Source organism: Streptomyces nymphaeiformis (assembly GCF_014203895.1).
GTDB lineage: Bacteria > Actinomycetota > Actinomycetes > Streptomycetales > Streptomycetaceae > Streptomyces > Streptomyces nymphaeiformis.
The window spans coordinates 31,093-49,300 of sequence record NZ_JACHJY010000006.1; the positions used below are offsets into that span (position 1 = coordinate 31,093).

General features: G+C 72.7%; 14 protein-coding genes. 5 read left to right on the forward strand and 9 right to left on the reverse strand.

What is annotated here, in order from left to right; all coding sequences use genetic code 11:
- Window positions 1–8 precede the first annotated feature (8 nt).
- Together GGE06_RS20710 and GGE06_RS20715 are read left to right on the forward strand one after the other, a co-directional pair.
- Complete coding sequence (locus GGE06_RS20710) at window positions 9–1,892, forward strand: fumarate reductase/succinate dehydrogenase flavoprotein subunit (protein ID WP_184931601.1); 1,884 nt, start codon at window positions 9–11, stop codon at window positions 1,890–1,892.
- The gene (locus tag GGE06_RS20715; RefSeq protein ID WP_116159045.1) at window positions 1,889–2,659 is read left to right on the forward strand and encodes a succinate dehydrogenase/fumarate reductase iron-sulfur subunit; all 771 of its coding nucleotides are present in this window, start codon (window positions 1,889–1,891) and stop codon (window positions 2,657–2,659) included. Before GGE06_RS20710 ends, GGE06_RS20715 begins: the two co-directional genes overlap by 4 nt.
- 27 nt (window positions 2,660–2,686) lie before the next feature.
- Here the strand turns inward: GGE06_RS20715 and GGE06_RS20720 are convergent, their stop codons facing one another.
- A complete protein-coding gene (locus tag GGE06_RS20720; protein ID WP_376773569.1) occupies window positions 2,687–3,712 on the reverse strand; it encodes a glycoside hydrolase family 18 protein in 1,026 nt (341 codons plus the stop codon).
- Window positions 3,713–3,852: 140 nt separating this feature from the next.
- Between GGE06_RS20720 and GGE06_RS20725 the strand changes: the two genes are divergently transcribed.
- Both GGE06_RS20725 and GGE06_RS20730 read left to right on the forward strand, forming a co-directional pair.
- Complete coding sequence (locus GGE06_RS20725) at window positions 3,853–5,961, forward strand: TPM domain-containing protein (protein WP_116159046.1); 2,109 nt, start codon at window positions 3,853–3,855, stop codon at window positions 5,959–5,961.
- Window positions 5,962–5,989: 28 nt separating this feature from the next.
- On the forward strand, window positions 5,990–6,700 hold the full coding sequence (locus GGE06_RS20730) for a PspA/IM30 family protein (protein WP_116159047.1): 711 nt from the start codon (window positions 5,990–5,992) through the stop codon (window positions 6,698–6,700).
- A 55-nt stretch (window positions 6,701–6,755) separates the two neighbouring features.
- Here the strand turns inward: GGE06_RS20730 and GGE06_RS20735 are convergent, their stop codons facing one another.
- The 6 genes from GGE06_RS20735 to GGE06_RS20760 form a co-directional block, all read right to left on the reverse strand.
- On the reverse strand, window positions 6,756–9,326 hold the full coding sequence (locus GGE06_RS20735) for a SpoIIE family protein phosphatase (protein WP_116159048.1): 2,571 nt from the start codon (window positions 9,324–9,326) through the stop codon (window positions 6,756–6,758).
- Between the two features lie 144 nt (window positions 9,327–9,470).
- A complete protein-coding gene (locus GGE06_RS20740; protein ID WP_116159049.1) occupies window positions 9,471–9,893 on the reverse strand; it encodes an ATP-binding protein in 423 nt (140 codons plus the stop codon).
- A 142-nt stretch (window positions 9,894–10,035) separates the two neighbouring features.
- A complete protein-coding gene (locus tag GGE06_RS20745; RefSeq protein ID WP_116159050.1) occupies window positions 10,036–10,497 on the reverse strand; it encodes a (deoxy)nucleoside triphosphate pyrophosphohydrolase in 462 nt (153 codons plus the stop codon).
- Window positions 10,498–10,526: 29 nt separating this feature from the next.
- On the reverse strand, window positions 10,527–10,706 hold the full coding sequence (locus GGE06_RS20750; protein WP_041131060.1) for an SPOR domain-containing protein: 180 nt from the start codon (window positions 10,704–10,706) through the stop codon (window positions 10,527–10,529).
- Between the two features lie 155 nt (window positions 10,707–10,861).
- Entirely contained in the window at window positions 10,862–12,589 is a 1,728-nt protein-coding gene (locus GGE06_RS20755) for a purine-cytosine permease family protein (protein WP_116159051.1), read from the reverse strand.
- A gap of 174 nt (window positions 12,590–12,763) precedes the next feature.
- A complete protein-coding gene (locus GGE06_RS20760) occupies window positions 12,764–13,516 on the reverse strand; it encodes a GntR family transcriptional regulator (protein WP_116159052.1) in 753 nt (250 codons plus the stop codon).
- 212 nt (window positions 13,517–13,728) lie between these two features.
- Between GGE06_RS20760 and GGE06_RS20765 the strand changes: the two genes are divergently transcribed.
- Window positions 13,729–15,072 (forward strand): glycoside hydrolase family 18 protein, encoded by a 1,344-nt coding sequence (locus GGE06_RS20765; RefSeq protein WP_116159053.1) that lies wholly within the window; start codon window positions 13,729–13,731, stop codon window positions 15,070–15,072.
- A gap of 165 nt (window positions 15,073–15,237) precedes the next feature.
- Here the strand turns inward: GGE06_RS20765 and GGE06_RS20770 are convergent, their stop codons facing one another.
- Both GGE06_RS20770 and GGE06_RS20775 read right to left on the reverse strand, forming a co-directional pair.
- Window positions 15,238–16,440, reverse strand: coding sequence for a DUF4190 domain-containing protein (locus GGE06_RS20770; protein ID WP_116159054.1), 1,203 nt, complete (start codon window positions 16,438–16,440; stop codon window positions 15,238–15,240).
- Between the two features lie 147 nt (window positions 16,441–16,587).
- Window positions 16,588–18,165 (reverse strand): S8 family peptidase, encoded by a 1,578-nt coding sequence (locus GGE06_RS20775; protein WP_116159055.1) that lies wholly within the window; start codon window positions 18,163–18,165, stop codon window positions 16,588–16,590.
- Window positions 18,166–18,208 lie beyond the last annotated feature (43 nt).

The following is an 18,208-nucleotide window of genomic DNA, read 5'->3' on the forward strand; positions in this document are numbered from 1 at the left end:
TGAGTCCTGTGAGCTCCGTGGAACGGCAGCGGTGGGACGTGGTGGTGGTCGGCGCGGGCGGCGCCGGGCTGCGGGCCGCGATCGAGGCGCGCCGGGCCGGCGCGCGCACCGCCGTCATCTGCAAGTCCCTCTTCGGCAAGGCGCACACGGTGATGGCCGAGGGCGGGATCGCCGCCTCCATGGCGAACGCCAACGAGCACGACGACTGGAAGACGCACTTCCGGGACACCATGCGCGGCGGGAAGTTCCTCAACCAGTGGCGGATGGCCGAGCTGCACGCCCAGGAGGCGCCCGAGCGGGTCTGGGAGCTGGAGACCTGGGGCGCGCTCTTCGACCGGACGCCGGACGGCCGGATCTCGCAGCGCAACTTCGGCGGCCACGAGTACCCGCGGCTCGCGCACGTCGGCGACCGCACCGGTCTGGAACTCCTGCGGACCCTCCAGCAGAAGGTGGTCGGACTCCAGCAGGAGGACCACCGGGAGACCGGCGACCACGAGGCGCGCCTGAAGGTCTTCCAGGAGTTCACCGTCACCCGCGTCCTCAAGGACGGGTCGGGGAACGTCGCCGGGGTCTTCTGCTACGAGCGGGAGAGCGGGCGCTTCCTCGTCCTGGAGGCGCCCGCGGTCGTCCTCGCGACCGGCGGCATCGGCAAGTCCTTCAAGGTGACCTCGAACTCCTGGGAGTACACGGGCGACGGCCAGGCGCTCGCCCTGCTCGCCGGGGCGCCCCTGGTGAACATGGAGTTCGTGCAGTTCCACCCGACCGGCATGGTCTGGCCGCCGTCGGTGAAGGGGATCCTGGTCACCGAGTCCGTACGCGGCGACGGCGGCGTGCTGCGGAACTCCGAGGGCCGGCGCTTCATGTTCGACTACGTCCCCGACGTCTTCAAGGAGAAGTACGCCGAGTCGGAGGAGGAGGGCGACCGCTGGTACGAGGACCCGGAGAACAACCGGCGCCCGCCCGAGCTGCTGCCGCGCGACGAGGTGGCGCGGGCCATCAACGCCGAGGTGAAGGCGGGGCGCGGCTCCCCGCACGGCGGGGTGTTCCTGGACGTGTCGACCCGGATGCCGGCGGAGACCATCAAGCGGCGGCTGCCGTCGATGTACCACCAGTTCAAAGAGCTGGCGGACGTCGACATCACGGCCGAGGCGATGGAGGTCGGACCGACCTGCCACTACGTGATGGGCGGTGTCGCCGTCGAGTCGGAGACGACCGCCACGGTCGGGGTGCCCGGTCTCTTCGCGGCGGGCGAGGTGGCGGGCGGCATGCACGGCTCCAACCGGCTCGGCGGGAACTCGCTCTCCGACCTGCTGGTCTTCGGACGCCGGGCCGGGCTGCACGCGGCCCGGTACGCGGCGGGCGCGGCGACCGCCGAGGTCGGCGAGGAGGCGGTGGCGGCGGCGCGGGCGGAGGCGCTGGCCCCGTTCGACGGCTCCTCGGAGGGCGGCGGGGAGAACCCGTACACGCTCCACCAGGAGCTCCAGCAGACGATGAACGACCTCGTCGGGATCATCCGACGGGAGGGCGAGATGGCCGAGGCCCTGGAGCGGATCGCCGCGCTGCGGGAGCGGGCCCGGCGGATCGCGGTCGAGGGGCACCGGCAGTTCAACCCCGGCTGGCACCTCGCCCTCGACCTGCGGAACATGCTCCTGGTGAGCGAGTGCGTCGCCCGGGCCGCCCTGGAGCGCACCGAGTCCCGGGGCGGGCACACCCGCGAGGACCGGCCGGCGATGGAGCGGTCCTGGCGCCCGGTGAACCTGCTCTGCCGGGCCGGGGACGGCGGCATCACGCTCGAACGGGTGCGCACCGAGCCCATCAGGGCCGATCTGCTCGCCCTCTTCGACAAGGAGGAGCTGGCGAAGTACCTGGCGGAGGAGGAGCTGGACGCATGAGCACGTATCAGGCCCACTTCCGGATCTGGCGCGGCGACCCCGGCGGCGGGGAGCTGACCGACTACACCGTCGAGGTGCACGACGGCGAGGTGGTCCTCGACATCGTGCACCGCCTCCAGGCCACCCAGGCCCCCGACCTGGCCGTGCGGTGGAACTGCAAGGCCGGCAAGTGCGGGTCGTGCTCGGCCGAGATCAACGGACGGCCCCGGCTGATGTGCATGACCCGGATGTCGGTCTTCGCGCGGGACGAGGTGGTCACCGTCACCCCGATGCGGGCGTTCCCCGTCGTCCGCGACCTGGTCACGGACGTCTCCTTCAACTACGTGAAGGCCCGGGAGATCCCGGCCTTCGTGCCGCCCGCCGGTCTCGGCCCCGGCGAGTACCGGATGCGGCAGGAGGACGTGGACCGCTCGCAGGAGTTCAGGAAGTGCATCGAGTGCTTCCTGTGCCAGGACACCTGTCATGTGGTGCGCGACCACGAGGAGAACAAGGAGGCCTTCGCCGGGCCCCGCTTCCTCATGCGGGTCGCGGAGCTCGACATGCATCCTCTGGACGCGGCGGAGGAGGCCGGACTCGACCGGCGGCGGACCGCGCAGGAGGAGCACGGCCTCGGCTACTGCAACATCACCAAGTGCTGCACCGAGGTCTGCCCGGAGTCCATCCGGATCACCGACAACGCCCTGATCCCGCTGAAGGAGCGGGTCGTGGACCGGAAGTACGACCCGCTGGTCTGGCTCGGGAAGACGATCAGGCGCCGGAAGGCGTGACCTCCCGCGGCCCCGGGGGCGCCCCCGTCAGAGCCAGCCCTCACGGTAGGCCGCCCAGTCCCCCTCCTCCGCCGCGAAGTCGACGTAGAGCGCGAGGCCGAACCGCTCGCGGCCGGGGTCGGTGCGGCCGAGGCCGAGTCTCGCGCCCCTGACGGCCGCGGCGACCGTCTCCGCGTCCTCGTGGTGGCCGAGGTCGTCCTCGTGGAAGAAGGGCAGGCCGATGAGCAGGTCGGTGGTCTCGGGGGTCGCTTCGAGGGCGAGGACCGTCTGCCGGGCGACGTACCCGCCGTAGAGGCTCTCCAGCGGCATCCAGGTGTCGTACGACATGACGGCGATCTGGTCGACGCGCCGGGCGACCTCGCCGAAGAACTCCTGCGACCACCACTTCTCGCTGCCGTTGGAACTGACCGCGCCCAGGACCGTGTGGGCGCCCGGCAGCGGGTCGATCTGGTGGGCGGCGACCGAGAGCGGGGCCTTGCGGGCCCGGGTCAGCCTCCCGAGGTCGTCGAGGAGGGAGAGGTAGTCCCGGTCGTCGGAGTGCAGCGGCTCCAGGTCGAAGTGGACCCCGTCGAAGCCGGCGTCGAGGACCTGCCGGGCCGAGCCCACCACGGCGCGGCGCGATCCGGCGTCCGCCAGGCGCAGCCCCACGGGCCCTTCGGTGGCCAGGACGTCGCCCAGCCACGCCTGCACCCGTATCCCCGGCAGCACGCGGTGCATCCCGTCGATCAGCCAGCGGGCGCGGGGGTACTTCGCCGCCGGCAGGGTCCCGTCGTGCTCCAGGGGCCCCGCGTGCACGTACAGGTCGCGTATGCCGCCGCCCTTGAGCCGCGCGGCGAGGGCCTTCAGGTCGGCGTCCTTCTTCCGTCCGTCGACCCAGGCGTGCCCGACCCAGAAGGCGTCCTTGCCGCGGGTCCGGGCGTCGTCCCCGAGGTCGCCCGTGTAGCTGACGCGCAGGGCGAGGGCGCCGAAGAGCGGGGGCACCACGAGCAGCAGGACGACACCGAGGACGAACCAGCGCCCCCGCCTCCACACACGCCTCAGCCGTCCGTCCACCCGAACCCCCCAAGAGCCGTCGCGTCACTGGAAACCACCGTAGCGGTGACTACTGACAGTGACGCCCGGGCGCCCGGAGCGGTTTCCGGACGCCACGGGTCCAGTCGCGAGCGGGCATACGTGGACATAGCCTCCCCTTTGTGACGCGAATAGCCACCCGAGCCCTTCTCGCGGTGCTGGTGGCGGCGTGGTGGCTCCTCGTGCCCGCCGTACACGGTGCCCACGCCGACGACCCCGTCGCCCTGTCCCGGGACGGACAGATCACCGACCGGGTGGACGCCCTCGGCGACCGCCGCGCCGAGGTGGTCCGGGCCCTCGACCGGCTCTACGACGACCGGCGCGTCCAGCTCTTCGTCGTCTACGTACGGGACTTCTCCGGGCGCTCGGGCAACAGCTGGGCCGACGCCACCGCCGAGCGCAACGGGCTCGGCGCCGACGACGTCCTGCTCGCGGTCGCCACCCACGAGCGGCTGTACGGCTACTCGGCCGACCCCGCCTCCCGCTTCACCCAGCCCCAGCTCGACGAGGTCGCGCGCACCGCGATCGAACCGGCCCTGCGACAGAACGACTGGGCCGGTGCCGCCATCGGCGCGGCGAACGGCTACGCCGCCGTCCTCGCCGGGCAGCCCGTCCCCACCCCGACGCTCACCCCCGGCCCCGCCGACCCCGGCGGCGCGGCCGACGGCGGCACCTCGGCGACCGACCTCGTCCTGCCCCTGGTCCTCGTCGGCGGCGCGGGGGCCGTGGCGGCCTACGCGTACACCAAACGGCGGCGCCGCGCCGAGACCCGCACCACGCCGCGGAACCCCCAGGGGTGGGGCCCGCCGAAGGAGACCGCACCGCCGTCCCTGGAGGAGCTCGACGGACAGGCCCGGCGGACGCTGGTCGCCACCGACGACGCCGTCCGCACCAGCAAGGAGGAACTCGGCTTCGCGTCCGCCCAGTTCGGCGAGGAGGCGGTGCGTCCCTTCACGGAGGCCGTCGACTTCGCCGAGGAGCAGCTGACGGCCTCGTTCCGGCTGCGGCAGAAGCTCGACGACTCCTTCCCCGAGGACGACTCGACCCGCCGGAGCATGCTGGACGAGATCCTCCGCCGCTGCGCCGAGGCGAACGCCCGCCTCGACGCCGAGACGGAGGACTTCGACCGGCTCCGGGCCCTGGAGCGCACGGCCCCGGAGGCGCTGGCCGTCGTGGAGGCGGCCTTCCGGGAGCAGACCGGGCGGATCGGGACGGCCGAGGCGGCGCTGACCGCGATGCGCGAGCGGTACGCCGAGTCGGCGGCCGCGCCCGTCGCCGGCGACGTCGAGCAGGCGAAGGACCGGCTCGTGTTCGCGACGGCCCATGTCGACCGGGCCCGCCGGCAGATCGACGCCGGTGACAACGGCGGGGCCGCCGTGCACATCCGGGCCGCCGAGGGTGCCGTGGACCAGGCGGCCCGGCTGATCGAGGCGGTGGACCGGCGGGCGAAGGACCTGGCCGAGGCCGTGGGGAAGCTGACGGGCGCGCTCGCGGAGACGGACGCGGACCTGGCGGAGGCGCGGGGGCTGCTGAAGGGGACGGCCGAGGGGGTGTCGACGGCCGACCTCCAGGGCCGGATCGCCCGCGCCGAGTCGGTGACCGCCGAGGTGCGGCGCGGGGTGGACGCCGGGCGGTACGACCCGATCGACGCGCTGCGCCGGGTCGAGGAGGCCGACGCGGTGCTCGACGAGACCCTCGAAGGCGCGCGGGAGCGCGAGTCGGGGACGCGGCGCGCCCGCACGCTCCTCGACCAGGTGATGCTGACGGCCCGTTCGACGATCGGAGCGGCCTCCGACTACATCACCACGCACCGGGGCGCGGTGGGCAGCGAGGCCCGTACGCGGCTGGCCGAGGCCGGGCGACGCTGGGAGAAGGCGCGTGCGCTCGCCGCCGACGGCGACCCTCAGGCGGCCCTGACGGAGGCCCAGCAGGCGGACGCGCTGGCCCGGCGCGCCCAGGACCTCGCCGAGCAGGACGTCCGCACGTACGGGAACCCGAACGGCCTGGGCGGTGCGACGGGGGTGGGCGGAGGCGGCGGCGGGCTCGGCGGCGCGGTACTCGGCGGCATCATCCTCGGCGGCCTGTTCGGCGGAGGCGGCGGGTCCGGCAGAGGCGGGGGCGGGTTCGGAGGCGGCGGGGGCGGGTTCGGGGGCGGAGGTTTCGGCGGCGGGCCCGGCAGCTTCGGCGGCAGCGGCACGCGCGGCCGGCTGGGCGGCGGAGGCCGTTTCTGAGTTCCACCGGATCCCCAAGGAGCAGTGCATGAGCAGCAAACAGACCGTTCTCGGCCGGGTCACCCAACTGGCGAAGGCGAACATCAACGCCCTCCTCGACCAGGCGGAGGATCCGCAGAAGATGCTGGACCAGCTGATCCGCGACTACGCGAACAACATCGCGGAGGCGGAGGAGGCGGTGGCGGCGACCATCGGCAACCTCCGGCTGATGGAGCAGGACCATCAGGAGGACGTGGACGCGGCGAAGGAGTGGGGCGGCAAGGCGCTGGCCGCGAGCCGGAAGGCGGACGAACTGCGGGCCGGCGGGCAGACGGCGGAGGCGGACCGCTTCGACAACCTGGCGAAGGTGGCCCTCGGCCGCCAGCTGCAGTCGGAGAAGGAGGCGAAGACCGCCGAGCCGACGATCGCCGCGCAGACCGAGGTGGTGGCGAAGCTCAGGACCGGCCTCGACCAGATGAAGGCCAAGCTCGGCGAGCTCAAGGCGAAACGCGACGAGCTGGTCGCGCGGGCCAGGTCGGCCCAGGCGCAGAACCGGATGATGGACGCCGTGCAGAGCATCGACGTCCTCGATCCGACGAGTGAGCTGAGCCGCTTCGAGGACAAGGTGCGCCGGGAGGAGGCGAAGGCCCTGGGCAAGCAGGAGCTCGCCGCCTCCTCGCTCGACGCCCAGTTCGAGCAGCTGGACGCGCTCGGCGACAGCGCCGAGATCGAGGCCCGGCTGGCCGCGCTCAAGGCCTGATCCCGTACGCGGACCTGGTCTCGTACGCGGGCCTGATCCCGTACGCGGGCAGGCATCAGAACATGCTCAGGAGCTGCTCCACCGTGGGCTCCGCCGTCCCCTCCCCGTCCGGCAGGGCCAGTTCGAACCAGACGGTCTTGCCGCGCGGGGTGCGGCGCGAGCCCCAGGACGCGGAGAGCAGTCCGACGAGCTGGAGGCCGCGGCCGCCCTCGTCGGTGTCCCGGGCCCGCCGGCGCCGCGGCTGGACCAGGCCGGAGTCCCAGACCTCGCAGACGAGGGTGCGGTCGCGGAGGAGGCGCAGCCGGATCTCCCCCTCGCCGTAGCGCAGGGCGTTGGTGACGAGTTCGCTGACGAGGAGTTCGACGGTGTCGACGAGCGGTTCGAGGTCCCAGGCCGCGAGCTGGGCGCGGGCGAGTTCGCGGGCCCGGCCGACCGAGCGGGGTTCCCTGGGCAGCCGCCAGTCGCCGACCGCCTCGCTGGGCAGGCCCTGGATCCTGGCCATGAGGAGGGCGATGTCGTCCTCGCCGTGACCGGTGTTCAGGCTGGTCAGGACACGGTCGCAGACGTCCTCCAGGGGGCGGTCCTGATCGGTGAGGGCGCGCCGGAAGGCCTGCAGGCCTTCGTCCAGGGGGTGGTCGCGGGACTCGACGAGCCCGTCGGTGTAGAGGGCGAGGAGGGCGCCTTCGGGCAGTTCGACCTCGACCTCCTCGAAGGGTTCCCCGCCGACGCCGAGCGGCATCCCGGGGGGCACGTCGAGGAGCGTCGCCTCCTCGCCGGGTGCGACGAGCACCGGCGGGAGGTGCCCGGCGTTGGCGAAGGTGCAGCGGCGGGTGACCGGGTCGTAGACGGCGTAGACGCAGGTGGCGAGGTAGACCTCGGAGAGTTCGGGGCCCCGGTTCTTGTGGGCGCGGGACTGCTGGGCGCCGATGGGGGCGCCGAGGCCGCGGGCGATCTCGTCGAGGTGGGAGAGGACTTCGGCGGGCTCCAGGTCGAGCTGGGCGAGGGTGCGGACGGCGGTGCGGAGTTCGCCCATGGCGACGGCGGCGCGCAGGCCCCGGCCCATGACGTCGCCGATGACGAGGGCGGTGCGGTGGCCGGGGAGCTCGATGACGTCGAACCAGTCGCCGCCGACCTCGGTGGCGGCGGTGCCGGGGAGGTAGCGGCAGGCGATGTCGAGTCCGGCGGCCTCGGGGTCGCCGGGCGGGAGCAGGCTGCGCTGGAGGATGAGGGCGCGCTCGTGCTCGCGGCGGTAGAGGCGCGCGTTGTCGATGCAGACGGCGGCGCGGGCGGCGAGTTCGACGGCGAGGGCCCGGTCGCGCTCCCCGAAGGGCTCGCTGCCCTTGGTGCGGGAGAACTGGACGAGGCCGACGACGGTGTCGTGGGCGACCATCGGGACGACCAGGGTGGACTGGACGAGGTCGCCGTCGGAGCCGGGGACCGTGCGGACGCGTCCGGTGCGCAGGGCTCCGGCGCAGGGCGAGTTGAAGGGGTAGCGGTGGACGGCGCCCACCTCGATGGGTACGGGCCCGCAACAGCCGCTGCCGGGGGCGTGGCCCTCGTCGGTCCTGAGGGGGGTGTCGGAGACGGCGCTGGCGAAGGCGACCCTGCGGAGTTCGGCGCTGCCCGCCCCGTATCCGACGTCGTGGGAGTGCCCCCAACGGCCCGGCGGTGCCTCGTCGCCGGTGAGGAGGCCCTGGTAGAGGTCGACGGAGGCGAGGTCGCAGAAGCCGGGGACGGCGACGTCGAGGAGCTCGCGGGCGGTGGCCTCCAGGTCGAGGGAGTTGCCGATGCGCGAGCCGGCCTCGTTCAGGAGGGCGAGGTTGCGGCGGGCGCTGGCGGCTTCCCTCGCGGCGTTGTGGCGGCGGGTGACGTCGATGCCGAGCCCGGCGACGCCGATCGGGCGGCCGGAGCCGCTGTGCACGCGGTACAGGTTGATGGACCAGTGGCGGCGGTCCCTGGCGCCGGGGGCGGCGCCGACGATCTGGAAGTCGGTGACGGACTCCCCGGTCTCCAGGACCCGCCGGAGGGCGGTGGTCATCCGGTCGGCCTCGGCGCGGCCCAGGTAGTCGTGGACGGTCCGGCCCCGGTGGTCGTCGGCCTCGCCGCCGAAGACGGTGGCGAAGCGCCGGTTGGCCCGCTTCACGGTGAGGTCCGTGCCGAAGAGGAGGAACCCGAAGGGAGATTGGCCGAATATCGCCTGGGAGGCGGCGAGGTCGGTCTCGATACGACGCAGGGCGCGCACGTCGACGACGATGCACAGCGCGGCCCGCTCCCCGGTCTGGGTCTCGCTCGGCATGACGTACATCTCGGCGATGCCCCGGGGCCGGTCCTCGCCCGGCATGCGGAACGGGACAAGGCCCGTCCACTCCTTGCCGTCGAGGATCTCCTTGACCCTTCGGTGGCCGCGCTCGCGCAGGTCGGCGGGCATGAAGGCCTCGACGGGGTCCTTGCCCCTGGCCTCCTCGGCGGTGACCCCGAAGAGGTCCACGGCACGTCGGCTCCACTGCTCGACGAGGCCGTCGGGCCCGATCGAGAAGGACGCCACCCGGATGTAGTCATAGATCGAGCCGGGCGGGCTGCTCTGCCACACGACGCCGCCGCTCGCCGTCTCAGGTATCTCGCTCACGCGACCGTCCCCTCCAGCTCACCGCACCGGACCGGCCATGCCCGCAGTATTCAATACGGCAGGCCCCGACGGCACGACGTTCACGATCACAGGGTGGTCTCGTTCGTCCCTCGCCGAGTACCGGTGATCGTTGTCCCACCCTGTTTACTCACCAGGGAGAGCCAGCTCGAACCATACGGTTTTGCCCGTCCTTCCTCTACGGGTTCCCCAGCGGCGAGCGGAACAGGCCACGAGCGCGAGTCCGCGGCCCCCTTCGTCCTCGGGTCCCGGGATCCGTTCGGTCGGCGGATCCGGAAGCGGATCGGAGACCTCCACCAGGAGCGCCGGCGGATGCGCCGGGTCGGCGCCGTCGTGGTGGGGACGGACGAGCCGGACCCCGATGGGGCCGGAGGCGTAGCGCAGGGAGTTGGTCACCAGCTCGCTGACCAGCAGGACGGTCACGTCACCGAGTGTCTTGTCGAGGTCCCAGGCGCGCAGGGTCTCGCGCACCGCGTGGCGTGCCGTGCGCACGGCGTTCGCCTCCGCCGGGAAGTTCCACTCCGCGCGCTCGCCGTCGGTGTCGATCACACCCGATCACTTCCCCAGCCGTGCGTCCGCAGGAAGGTCCATGCCCCCTCCCAAGGGGTCATTCTGGACATACCCGCTATTTGGGACGGGATATCCCGCCGGGGCGTCAGCGGGCGCACGGTGGCACGAACGGCGTAGGGACTCAGCCGCGCGCTCCGCCGGAGGGGTCCGCCGGCAGCCTCAGCGCGGCCTCGGCGACGGCGGGGCGGTCCTGGTCGAGCCAGTCGACCGAGTCGAGCTCGCGCCGGGAGAGCCAGCGGAGTTCGTCGTGGTCCTCCAGGGGGCGCGGTTCGCCCGCGAGCAGCCGGGCGGTCCACACCCGCAGGACGTACCCGGGCTTCAGCGGCCACTCGCCGGGGATGCGTTCGCCCGGCTCGACCTCGACGCCGAGTTCCTCCCGGAGCTCGCGGACCAGGGCCTCTTCCGGGCTCTCGCCCGGTTCGAGCTTGCCGCCGGGCAGTTCCCAGCGGCCGGCGAGCTCGGCGGGGGCGCTGCGGCGCGCGGCGAGCAGCCGCCCCCCGTCGTACAGGGCGCCCGCGACGACGACCACGGTGTCGGGACGGGACTCGTGGGGCACGGCGGGGCCGGTGGTGCGTTCGGTCATGGGCGCGAGCGTAGTCCGGGCCGCCGGGGTCAGAGGGCGGGGCTGCCGACGCGCTCGACCCAGTAGAGCTGCTTGTGACCGCGGTCGTCGAGGCTGTCCGCGATCTTCTGGGCTTCGTCCTTGGTCGCGTACCGGCCCACCCGGTAGCGGTTGCCGTTGTCGTCCTGCCGTATGACGAGCCAGGAAAGGACGGGGCTGCTGTCGGCCATCAGACTTCTCCCTCCGCCGGCCCGGGTGCCGCTAAGGATCTCCGGGAAACCGCAATCCGCATATGCCGGAGCTTACGCCTGACCTTCACACAGCGGATACGGGTTTACACAAAGAGGCACGGATCGGCCGGGAACCGACGGAGGGAGGCCGAAGGTCACGCCACGGGCGCCGCCGCGGGAACGGCCGGTACCGGCATGAGGACGGGGCCGCCCGCGGCCTCGGGGTCCTTGCGGCAGACGTCCCCGCAGGTGGCGTCGAGCGAGCAGCAGAGGGAGCAGACGGGGCCGGAGCGCACCGGGCAGTCGGCGATGTCCGGCAGTTCGTAGGCCGTCTCGCACTCCGCGCAGGTGTGGGTCGCGCGCTCGTCGGCGACCTCGGCGCCGGGGCCGTTCACGGTGTTGGGACGGGCCAGGTAGTAGCGGCCCTTGGTGGCCCAGGCGATGAGGGGGCAGAGGACGACGGCGAGACCGGCGGCGATGAAGGTGGAGAACGCCTCGGCGTAGGCGCCGAAGAGGCCGAAGAAGGCGAGGATCGAGACGACGGAGGCGATGACCATGGCGCCGAAGCCGGCCGGGTTCACGGCGTACAGATAGGCGCGCTTGAACTCGATGTACGGAGGGCTCCAGCCGGCCCGCTTGTTGACGACGAGGTCGGCGGCGACGGCCGCGATCCAGGCGATGCCGACGTTGGAGTAGAACCCGAGCAGCTTGTTCAGGGCGGCGAACATGTTCATCTCCATCAGCGTCAGCGCGATGGCGAGGTTGAGGAAGATGTACCAGACGCGCCCGGGGTGCCGGTGGGTGACGCGGGAGAAGAAGTTCGACCAGGACAGCGAGCCGCTGTAGGCGTTGGTGACGTTGATCTTGATCTGGGAGACGATCACGAAGAGCGCGGCGGCGGGCAGTGCGAAGGTGCCGAGCCAGGGCCTGAGCGCCTCGATCTGCGGGGCGATCGGCTCCAGGGCGTGGGTCTTGCCGACGGCCTCCAGGGCGACGAAGGCGAGGAAGGCGCCGCCGAGCTGCTTGGCCGCGCCGATGACGACCCAGCCGGGACCCGCGGCGAGCACGGCGAGGTTCCACCGGCGCTTGTTCGCCTCGGTCTTGGCGGGCATGAAGCGCAGGTAGTCGGCCTGTTCGCCGATCTGGGCGATCAGGGAGAGCGCGACGCCGGTGCCGAGGCCGAAGCCGATCCACGAGAAGCCCGCGCCGGCGCCCTCCGTACCGCCGAAGGAGGCGAAGGCGCCCCAGGCGTCGGGGGCCTCGAAGGCCAGCACGGCGAAGGGCAGCACCAGGCCGATGATCCAGATCGGCTGCGTCCAGGCCTGCACCTTGGCGAGGGCGCCCATGCCGCGGAAGACGATCGGGATGACGATCAGGGTCGTGACGAGGTAGCCGATCTCCACCGGCAGGCCGACGGCCTGGTGCATGGCCTGGGCCATGATCGAGCCTTCGAGGGCGAAGAAGATGAAGGTGAAGGAGGCGTAGATGAGCGAGGTGAGCGTGGAGCCGAAGTAGCCGAAGCCCGCGCCGCGGGTGATGAGGTCCATGTCCAGGCCGTACGTGGCGCAGGCCCGGGCGATGGGGATGCCGGTGAGGAAGATGAGGGCGGCGGCGGTGAGGATCGAGGCGAGTCCGCTGCCGAAGCCGTAGGTGAAGACGATCGAGGCGCCGATCGCGAAGTCGGCGAGGTAGGCGATGCCGCCGAGCGCGGTGCCGGCGACGGTCCCGGGCGACCAGCGCCGGAAGGAGTGCGGGGCGTACCGCAGGGAGTAGTCCTCGCGGCTCTCGTCCGCGGCCAGCTTGGCGTAGCTGCGGCGGGGTCCGGCGGGCGGCGGCGCGGCCGCGCCCTGGTCCGGGGTGGGTGGGGTGACCGTGTCCGTCATGAGGATTCCTGTCGTCCGACCGGGGCGCGGGTACGGACGAGGAAGGTAGGAGCCGCGCGTGACGGGGGCCGACGGCGCGCGATTGCCGGGCGGTTACACGAACTGACGCCCTGTTAACTCCTGGTCACGCCGCCGGACACCGAACCCCGCCGAGCGGTCGCCGACCGCCCCGGCTCACCGCACCGGCAAGTGGTACGTGAGGCGGTAGCGGTCGGCCGGGACGACGACGTCGGCCGTCTCGACGGCGCGGCCCGAGGCGTAGTACGTGCGCTCCACGACCATGACCACGTGCCCCGGCACCCCGCCCAGGGCCACGAGTTCCTCGGCGAGGCCGGGCCGGGCCCCGACCTCCTCCACCACGTTGTCCACGACGACGTCGATCGCCGCCATGCGCTCGACGACGCCGCAGCCCCCCAGGGGGCCCTCCTCGGGCAGCATGACGGGTGTCCGGCCGGTGACGGCGAGGGGCTCCCAGGAGGTGGAGACCATCATGGGCTCGCCCCCGTCCCGGTACACGTACCGCGTGCGCATCACCCGCTCCCCCGGCTCGATGCCGAGCCGCTCGGCCACCTCCGGGCTCGCCGGCTCCTGCTCGCTGCGCGACTCCCAGGTGCCGCGGGCCCCTTCGGCGGCCTGCTCCTGGCGGAAGGGGCTGGCACCGGTCGCGGGCCGGTAGCCGGAGCGGGCGATCCGCCGCGGCACGGGGCGCTCGCGCACGTACGTCCCGGACCCCGAGCGCCCCTCCACCAGCCCCTCGGCCATGAGCACCTTGCGGGCCTCCAGCGCGACGGTGTCCGACACCCCGTACTCCTCGCGGATGCGTGCCTGCGAGGGGAGACGGGTATGCGGCGGAAGCGAGCCGTTGGCGATCTTCTCCCGCAGATCGCTCGCCACGCGCAGATAGGCGGGCTGCTCACCGAACGTCACTGGACACTCCCCTCAGGTTGACTGACAGCTACAGCGTGACAACCGACGGTCGCGATCCGCAAGTATGGGCCAGAGTTTCACTCGAAGTGATGACGTTCAGGGCTACCCGCGGTCACTCCAGGAAGATGCCGCCGCACCCCTTGACCTCTATTGGTCCAGACCAATAAGTTCCTGCCCGCACGCTCCCTCCCGCCTCGCACAGGAACGAGCCCATGCGCCCCAGAGCCCTGACCACGCTGACCTTCGGCACCGCCGCAGCGGCCGCCCTCGGCCTCCTCGCCACCCTGGCCCCCGCCGCCGACGCCCACACCGACACGCACCGGCACCCCTCGCACGCACCCGCGTCCAAGCGCGTCGGCTACTTCACCCAATGGGGCATCTACGGCCGGAACTTCCAAGTCAAGGATCTGGAGACGAGCGGCACGGCCGCCAAGCTGACCCACATCAACTACGCCTTCGGCGTGGTCGGTCCGGACGGCAGGTGCGTCATGGGCAACGCCCCGGGCTCGGACCCGTGGGCCGACTACGTCCGACCCGTCGACGCCGCGAACTCCGTGGACGGCGCCGGCGACACCGCCGACCAGCGGCTCGCCGGGAACTTCAACGAGCTCCGCGAGCTCAAGGCCGCGCACCCCGGCCTCAAGGTCATGATCTCGCTGGGCGGCTGGAGCGGCTCCGCGCACTTCTCGGACGCGGTGCGCACCGACACCGGACGCAAGGCCCTCGTCGCCTCCTGCATCGACACGTACATCAAGGGCGACCTGCCCGTCGACGGCGCCCGCGGCGGCGCCGGGGCCGCCGCCGGGGTCTTCGACGGCGTCGACCTGGACTGGGAGTGGCCGGGCTCGGACGGCGCCCCGGGGAACGCGGTCCGTCCGGAGGACAAGACCGACTTCACCAAGCTCGTACGGGAGTTCCGCACGCAGCTCGACGCCTACGGGCGCTCGCTCCCGCAGCGCAGGCACTACGACCTCAGCGCGTTCGTGCCCACCGCCCCCGCCAAGATCGACGCGGGCTTCGAGGTCGCGAAGATCATGCGGGACTTCGACTTCGTGAACCTCCAGGGCTACGACTTCCACGTCTCCGGCGAGAAGACCACCGCCCAGCAGTCCGCGCTCTACGCCGAGGACGACTTCAGCGTCGACCAGACCGTCCGGGCCTGGCTGCGGCGCGGCGCCCCCGCCCGCAAGCTCGTGGTCGGCATGCCCTTCTACGGCCAGGGCTGGACCGGCGTGACCGGGGGCGGCGACGGGCTCGGACAGCCCGCGGCCGGCCCCGCCCCGGCGACCTGGGCGGCCGGCTCCGAGGACTACGAGAACCTGAAGAAGCTGGCGGAGTCGGGGACGTACACGCTGCACCGGGACCCGAAGAACGGCCACGCCTGGCTCTTCGACGGCACCACCCTGTGGACGTACGACGACCCGGCCGTGCTGCGCACCAAGGCGTCCTACGTCCGGCAGCGCGGGCTCGGCGGCGCGATGGTCTGGTCCCTCGACGGGGACACCCCGGACGGCGAGCTGATCACCGCCATCGACCGGGGCCTGACCCGGCGCTGACGCCCCCACCCCGAGAGCCGCGGACCGGCACCCCGCCGCTCACGGTGTCCCGGGACGGCGGTCGGTCACGGACCGCCGTCCCCGGTCCACCGTTCCGGTCCGCACACGACGGGGCCGGGCCCCCGACGAGGGAGCCCGGCCCCGTCCACGTACGCGCCGGACGGCTCAGGCCGAGGCCTGGGTGCCCTCGCCCTCCGGCAGGGTGTCCGTCAGGCCGAGCGCGTTCCGCGCCGCCGCGCCCAGGTCCTCGGGGAGGGCGTCCCAGGCGGCGTCGTACGCGTCCCAGTAGGCGTCCGGGTCCTCCGCCGCGGCCAGTTCGCCCCAGCGCTCCGAGGCGGTGTCGAGGTCCTTGCCGAGCGCCGCGAGCGCCGCCTCGGACGTGCCGGGCCAGTCGTGCGCCTTCATGCCCGCGCGTGCGGCGTCGATCGCGACCAGCAGCTCGCCGGCCCACTTCCGGTTGGCCTCGAAGTCCTCGTCCGCGTCGTCCTCCGGCTCCTCGTAGCTGGTCCGCTCGATCGGGTTGACGTTCAGCAGGAAGTACTCCTGGTCGACGGTCAGGCTGGTCGAGTCGGAGCGCAGGGAGCCACTGAACGGCTTCTTCTCGGTGGCGAGCGCGCAGGTCACCGTCCGGTCGCCGAGGCGCCAGCTCTGACTGCTGGGCAGGTAGTAGTAGGTCCAGACCTCCCTGGGGATCTTCCAGGTGTCCATCGCGTAGGCCTCGTTGACCGACTCGCAGCGCTCCTGGGCGAGCTGGTCGAGCGGGTCGTCGCCGGGCCACTCGTCGTAGCCGGTCACCTTGAATTCGCCGGTGACCTCGCCCTGGTGCGGGCGGGCGCAGTCGACGACCTTGACGTCCGTCGCGTACTTCTCGCCCTTGCTCCTGTCGGTGAAGCACTGCCCCGTCCGCAGCGAGTACGGCGACTTGGAGCGGGCGGCCTCGTCCACGCCCTTCTCGAAGCTGTGCCACGCCGAGCTGATGCCGCCGGTCGCGAGGCCGACGACGAGCAGGAGGGAGCTGACGGCGGAGAGCGCGATGCCGGTGATCGCGAGGCCCTTGCCGTCCTGGCCCCGCTTCCTGATCTGCGGGAGGGCGACGAGGCCGAGGACCAGGCCGAGGGGCGGGAGGCAGCAGACGATGCCGGTGACGAGGGAGCCGATGGCGAGGCCGTTGGTGGTGCGCCGGGGCGGCTGCCCGTACGGGACGGCTCCGGGTGCCCCGGGCGGGCCGCTGTAGGGGCCCGCCGCGTACGGCATCCCCGGGGAGGTGTACGGGCCGGGGGCGGCCCAACCTCCGGGCTGCGGGCCGCCGATGGGCTGCGGGCCGCCGGCGGGCGGCGGGACGGGCGGGGTCGGCTGGCTCGGCTCCACGAGTACGTGCTCCTGTTGCGGGCGGGCGATGCGAACAAACGCTCGGTCGCGCATCGTACGTGGAGAGACCGACGCCGCGGCCACGCGGGGGCGAAGGGGGAAGGGGCGGCCGCCTTCCGGCGACCGCCCCTCTCGCTCGCCGAGGGCTCAGAACTGCAGGGCCCAGGAGTCGATCTTCCCGGTGTCCCAGGCCGCGTTGTCCGTGACCCGAAGCTTCCACGTGCCGTTGGCGACCTCCGAGGAGGCGTTCACGGTGTACGTGGTGTTGATGTTGTCCGCGCTGCCGCCGGTGCCGAAGGCCTTCAGCGTGTACGCCGTGCCGTCGGGGGCGATCAGCTGGACCTGGAGGTCACCGATGTAGGTGTGGACGATGTTCACCGGCACCTGGAGGGCGGCCGGGGCGTTGCCCGTGACGCCGCTGACGGTGACCGGGGACTCGACGGTCGCGTTGTCGTTGATCGCGTAGTCCGTGGTGTTCTCGAACTTCGGGCCGGTGGGCGGCGGGGTGGTGTCGCCGGTGCCGACGTACAGCAGCTTGTTCGGGGAGCCGGTGCCGGGGCTGGTGACGACGTTCGGGGTGGCGGCGGTCGTCAGGGCCGTGGAGACCTGCGCCGGGGTCGCCGTCGGGTGGTCCGCCAGGTAGAGGGCGGCGGCGCCGGCGACGTGCGGGGTCGCCATCGACGTACCGGAGATGGTGTTGGTGGCGGTGTCGCCGGTGCCCCAGGACGAGGTGATGGAGGAGCCGGGGGCGAACAGGTCGAGGCCGCTGCCGTAGTTGGAGTAGCTGGCCTTGGCGTCGCTCGACGTGGTGGCGCCGACGGTGATGGCCTCGGCCACGCGCGCGGGCGAGTGGTTGGCGGCGTTGTCGGTCTCGTTGCCGGCGGCGACCGCGTAGGTGACGCCGGAGGCGATCGAGTTGCGGACGGCGTCGTCGAGGACGGAGTCGACGCCGCCGCCGAGGCTCATGTTGGCGACGGCCGGCTTCACGGCGTGCTGCGTCACCCAGTCGATGCCCGCGACGACCTGCTCGGTCGTGCCGGATCCCGAGTTGTCGAGCACGCGGACGCCGACGATCTTCGCCTTCTTGGCGACGCCGTACGACGAGCCCGCGACGGTGCCGGCGACGTGGGTGCCGTGGCCGTGGCCGTCCTGGGCGGTGTTGTCGTTGTCGATGGCGTCGTAGCCGTCGGAGGCGCGGCCGCCGAACTCGGTGTGGGTGATGCGGACGCCGGTGTCGATGATGTACGCCGTGACGCCCTGGCCCGCGGAGTCCGGGTAGGTGTAGCCCTGGTTCAGCGGAAGGGCCTTCTGGTCGATCCGGTCCAGGCCCCAGGAGGGCGGGGAGGGCTGGGTGCCGTCGATGTGGAAGACGCGGTTCTGGACGACCTTCGTCACGGCCGGGTCGGCCGCGAGCTTCCGGGCCTGCGCCTCGGAGAGCTCGACGGAGTAGCCGTTGATCGCCGAGGTGAACGTCCGCTTGATCTTCGCGCCGAACTTGGCGGCCACGGCCCGGCCCCGGGCGCTCTCCGCCCGGGCGGACTCGTCGAGGGTGACGATGTAGCTGCCCGGGACGGCGTCCGCGGCCCCGGCGTTCTCGACGACGCCTTCGGGGGCGGCCGACGCGGCGGCCGCCGGGAGGGCGGTGAGGGAGCCGAGGGCGAGGGCTACGACGGCGATGGCCGCGGCGGTGGCCGTCCGGCGGCGTGGTGCGCGCATCACTGACATGTGGGGGTCCTCCTCGTGGGGGTAAGGCAGGAGCACGACGTCG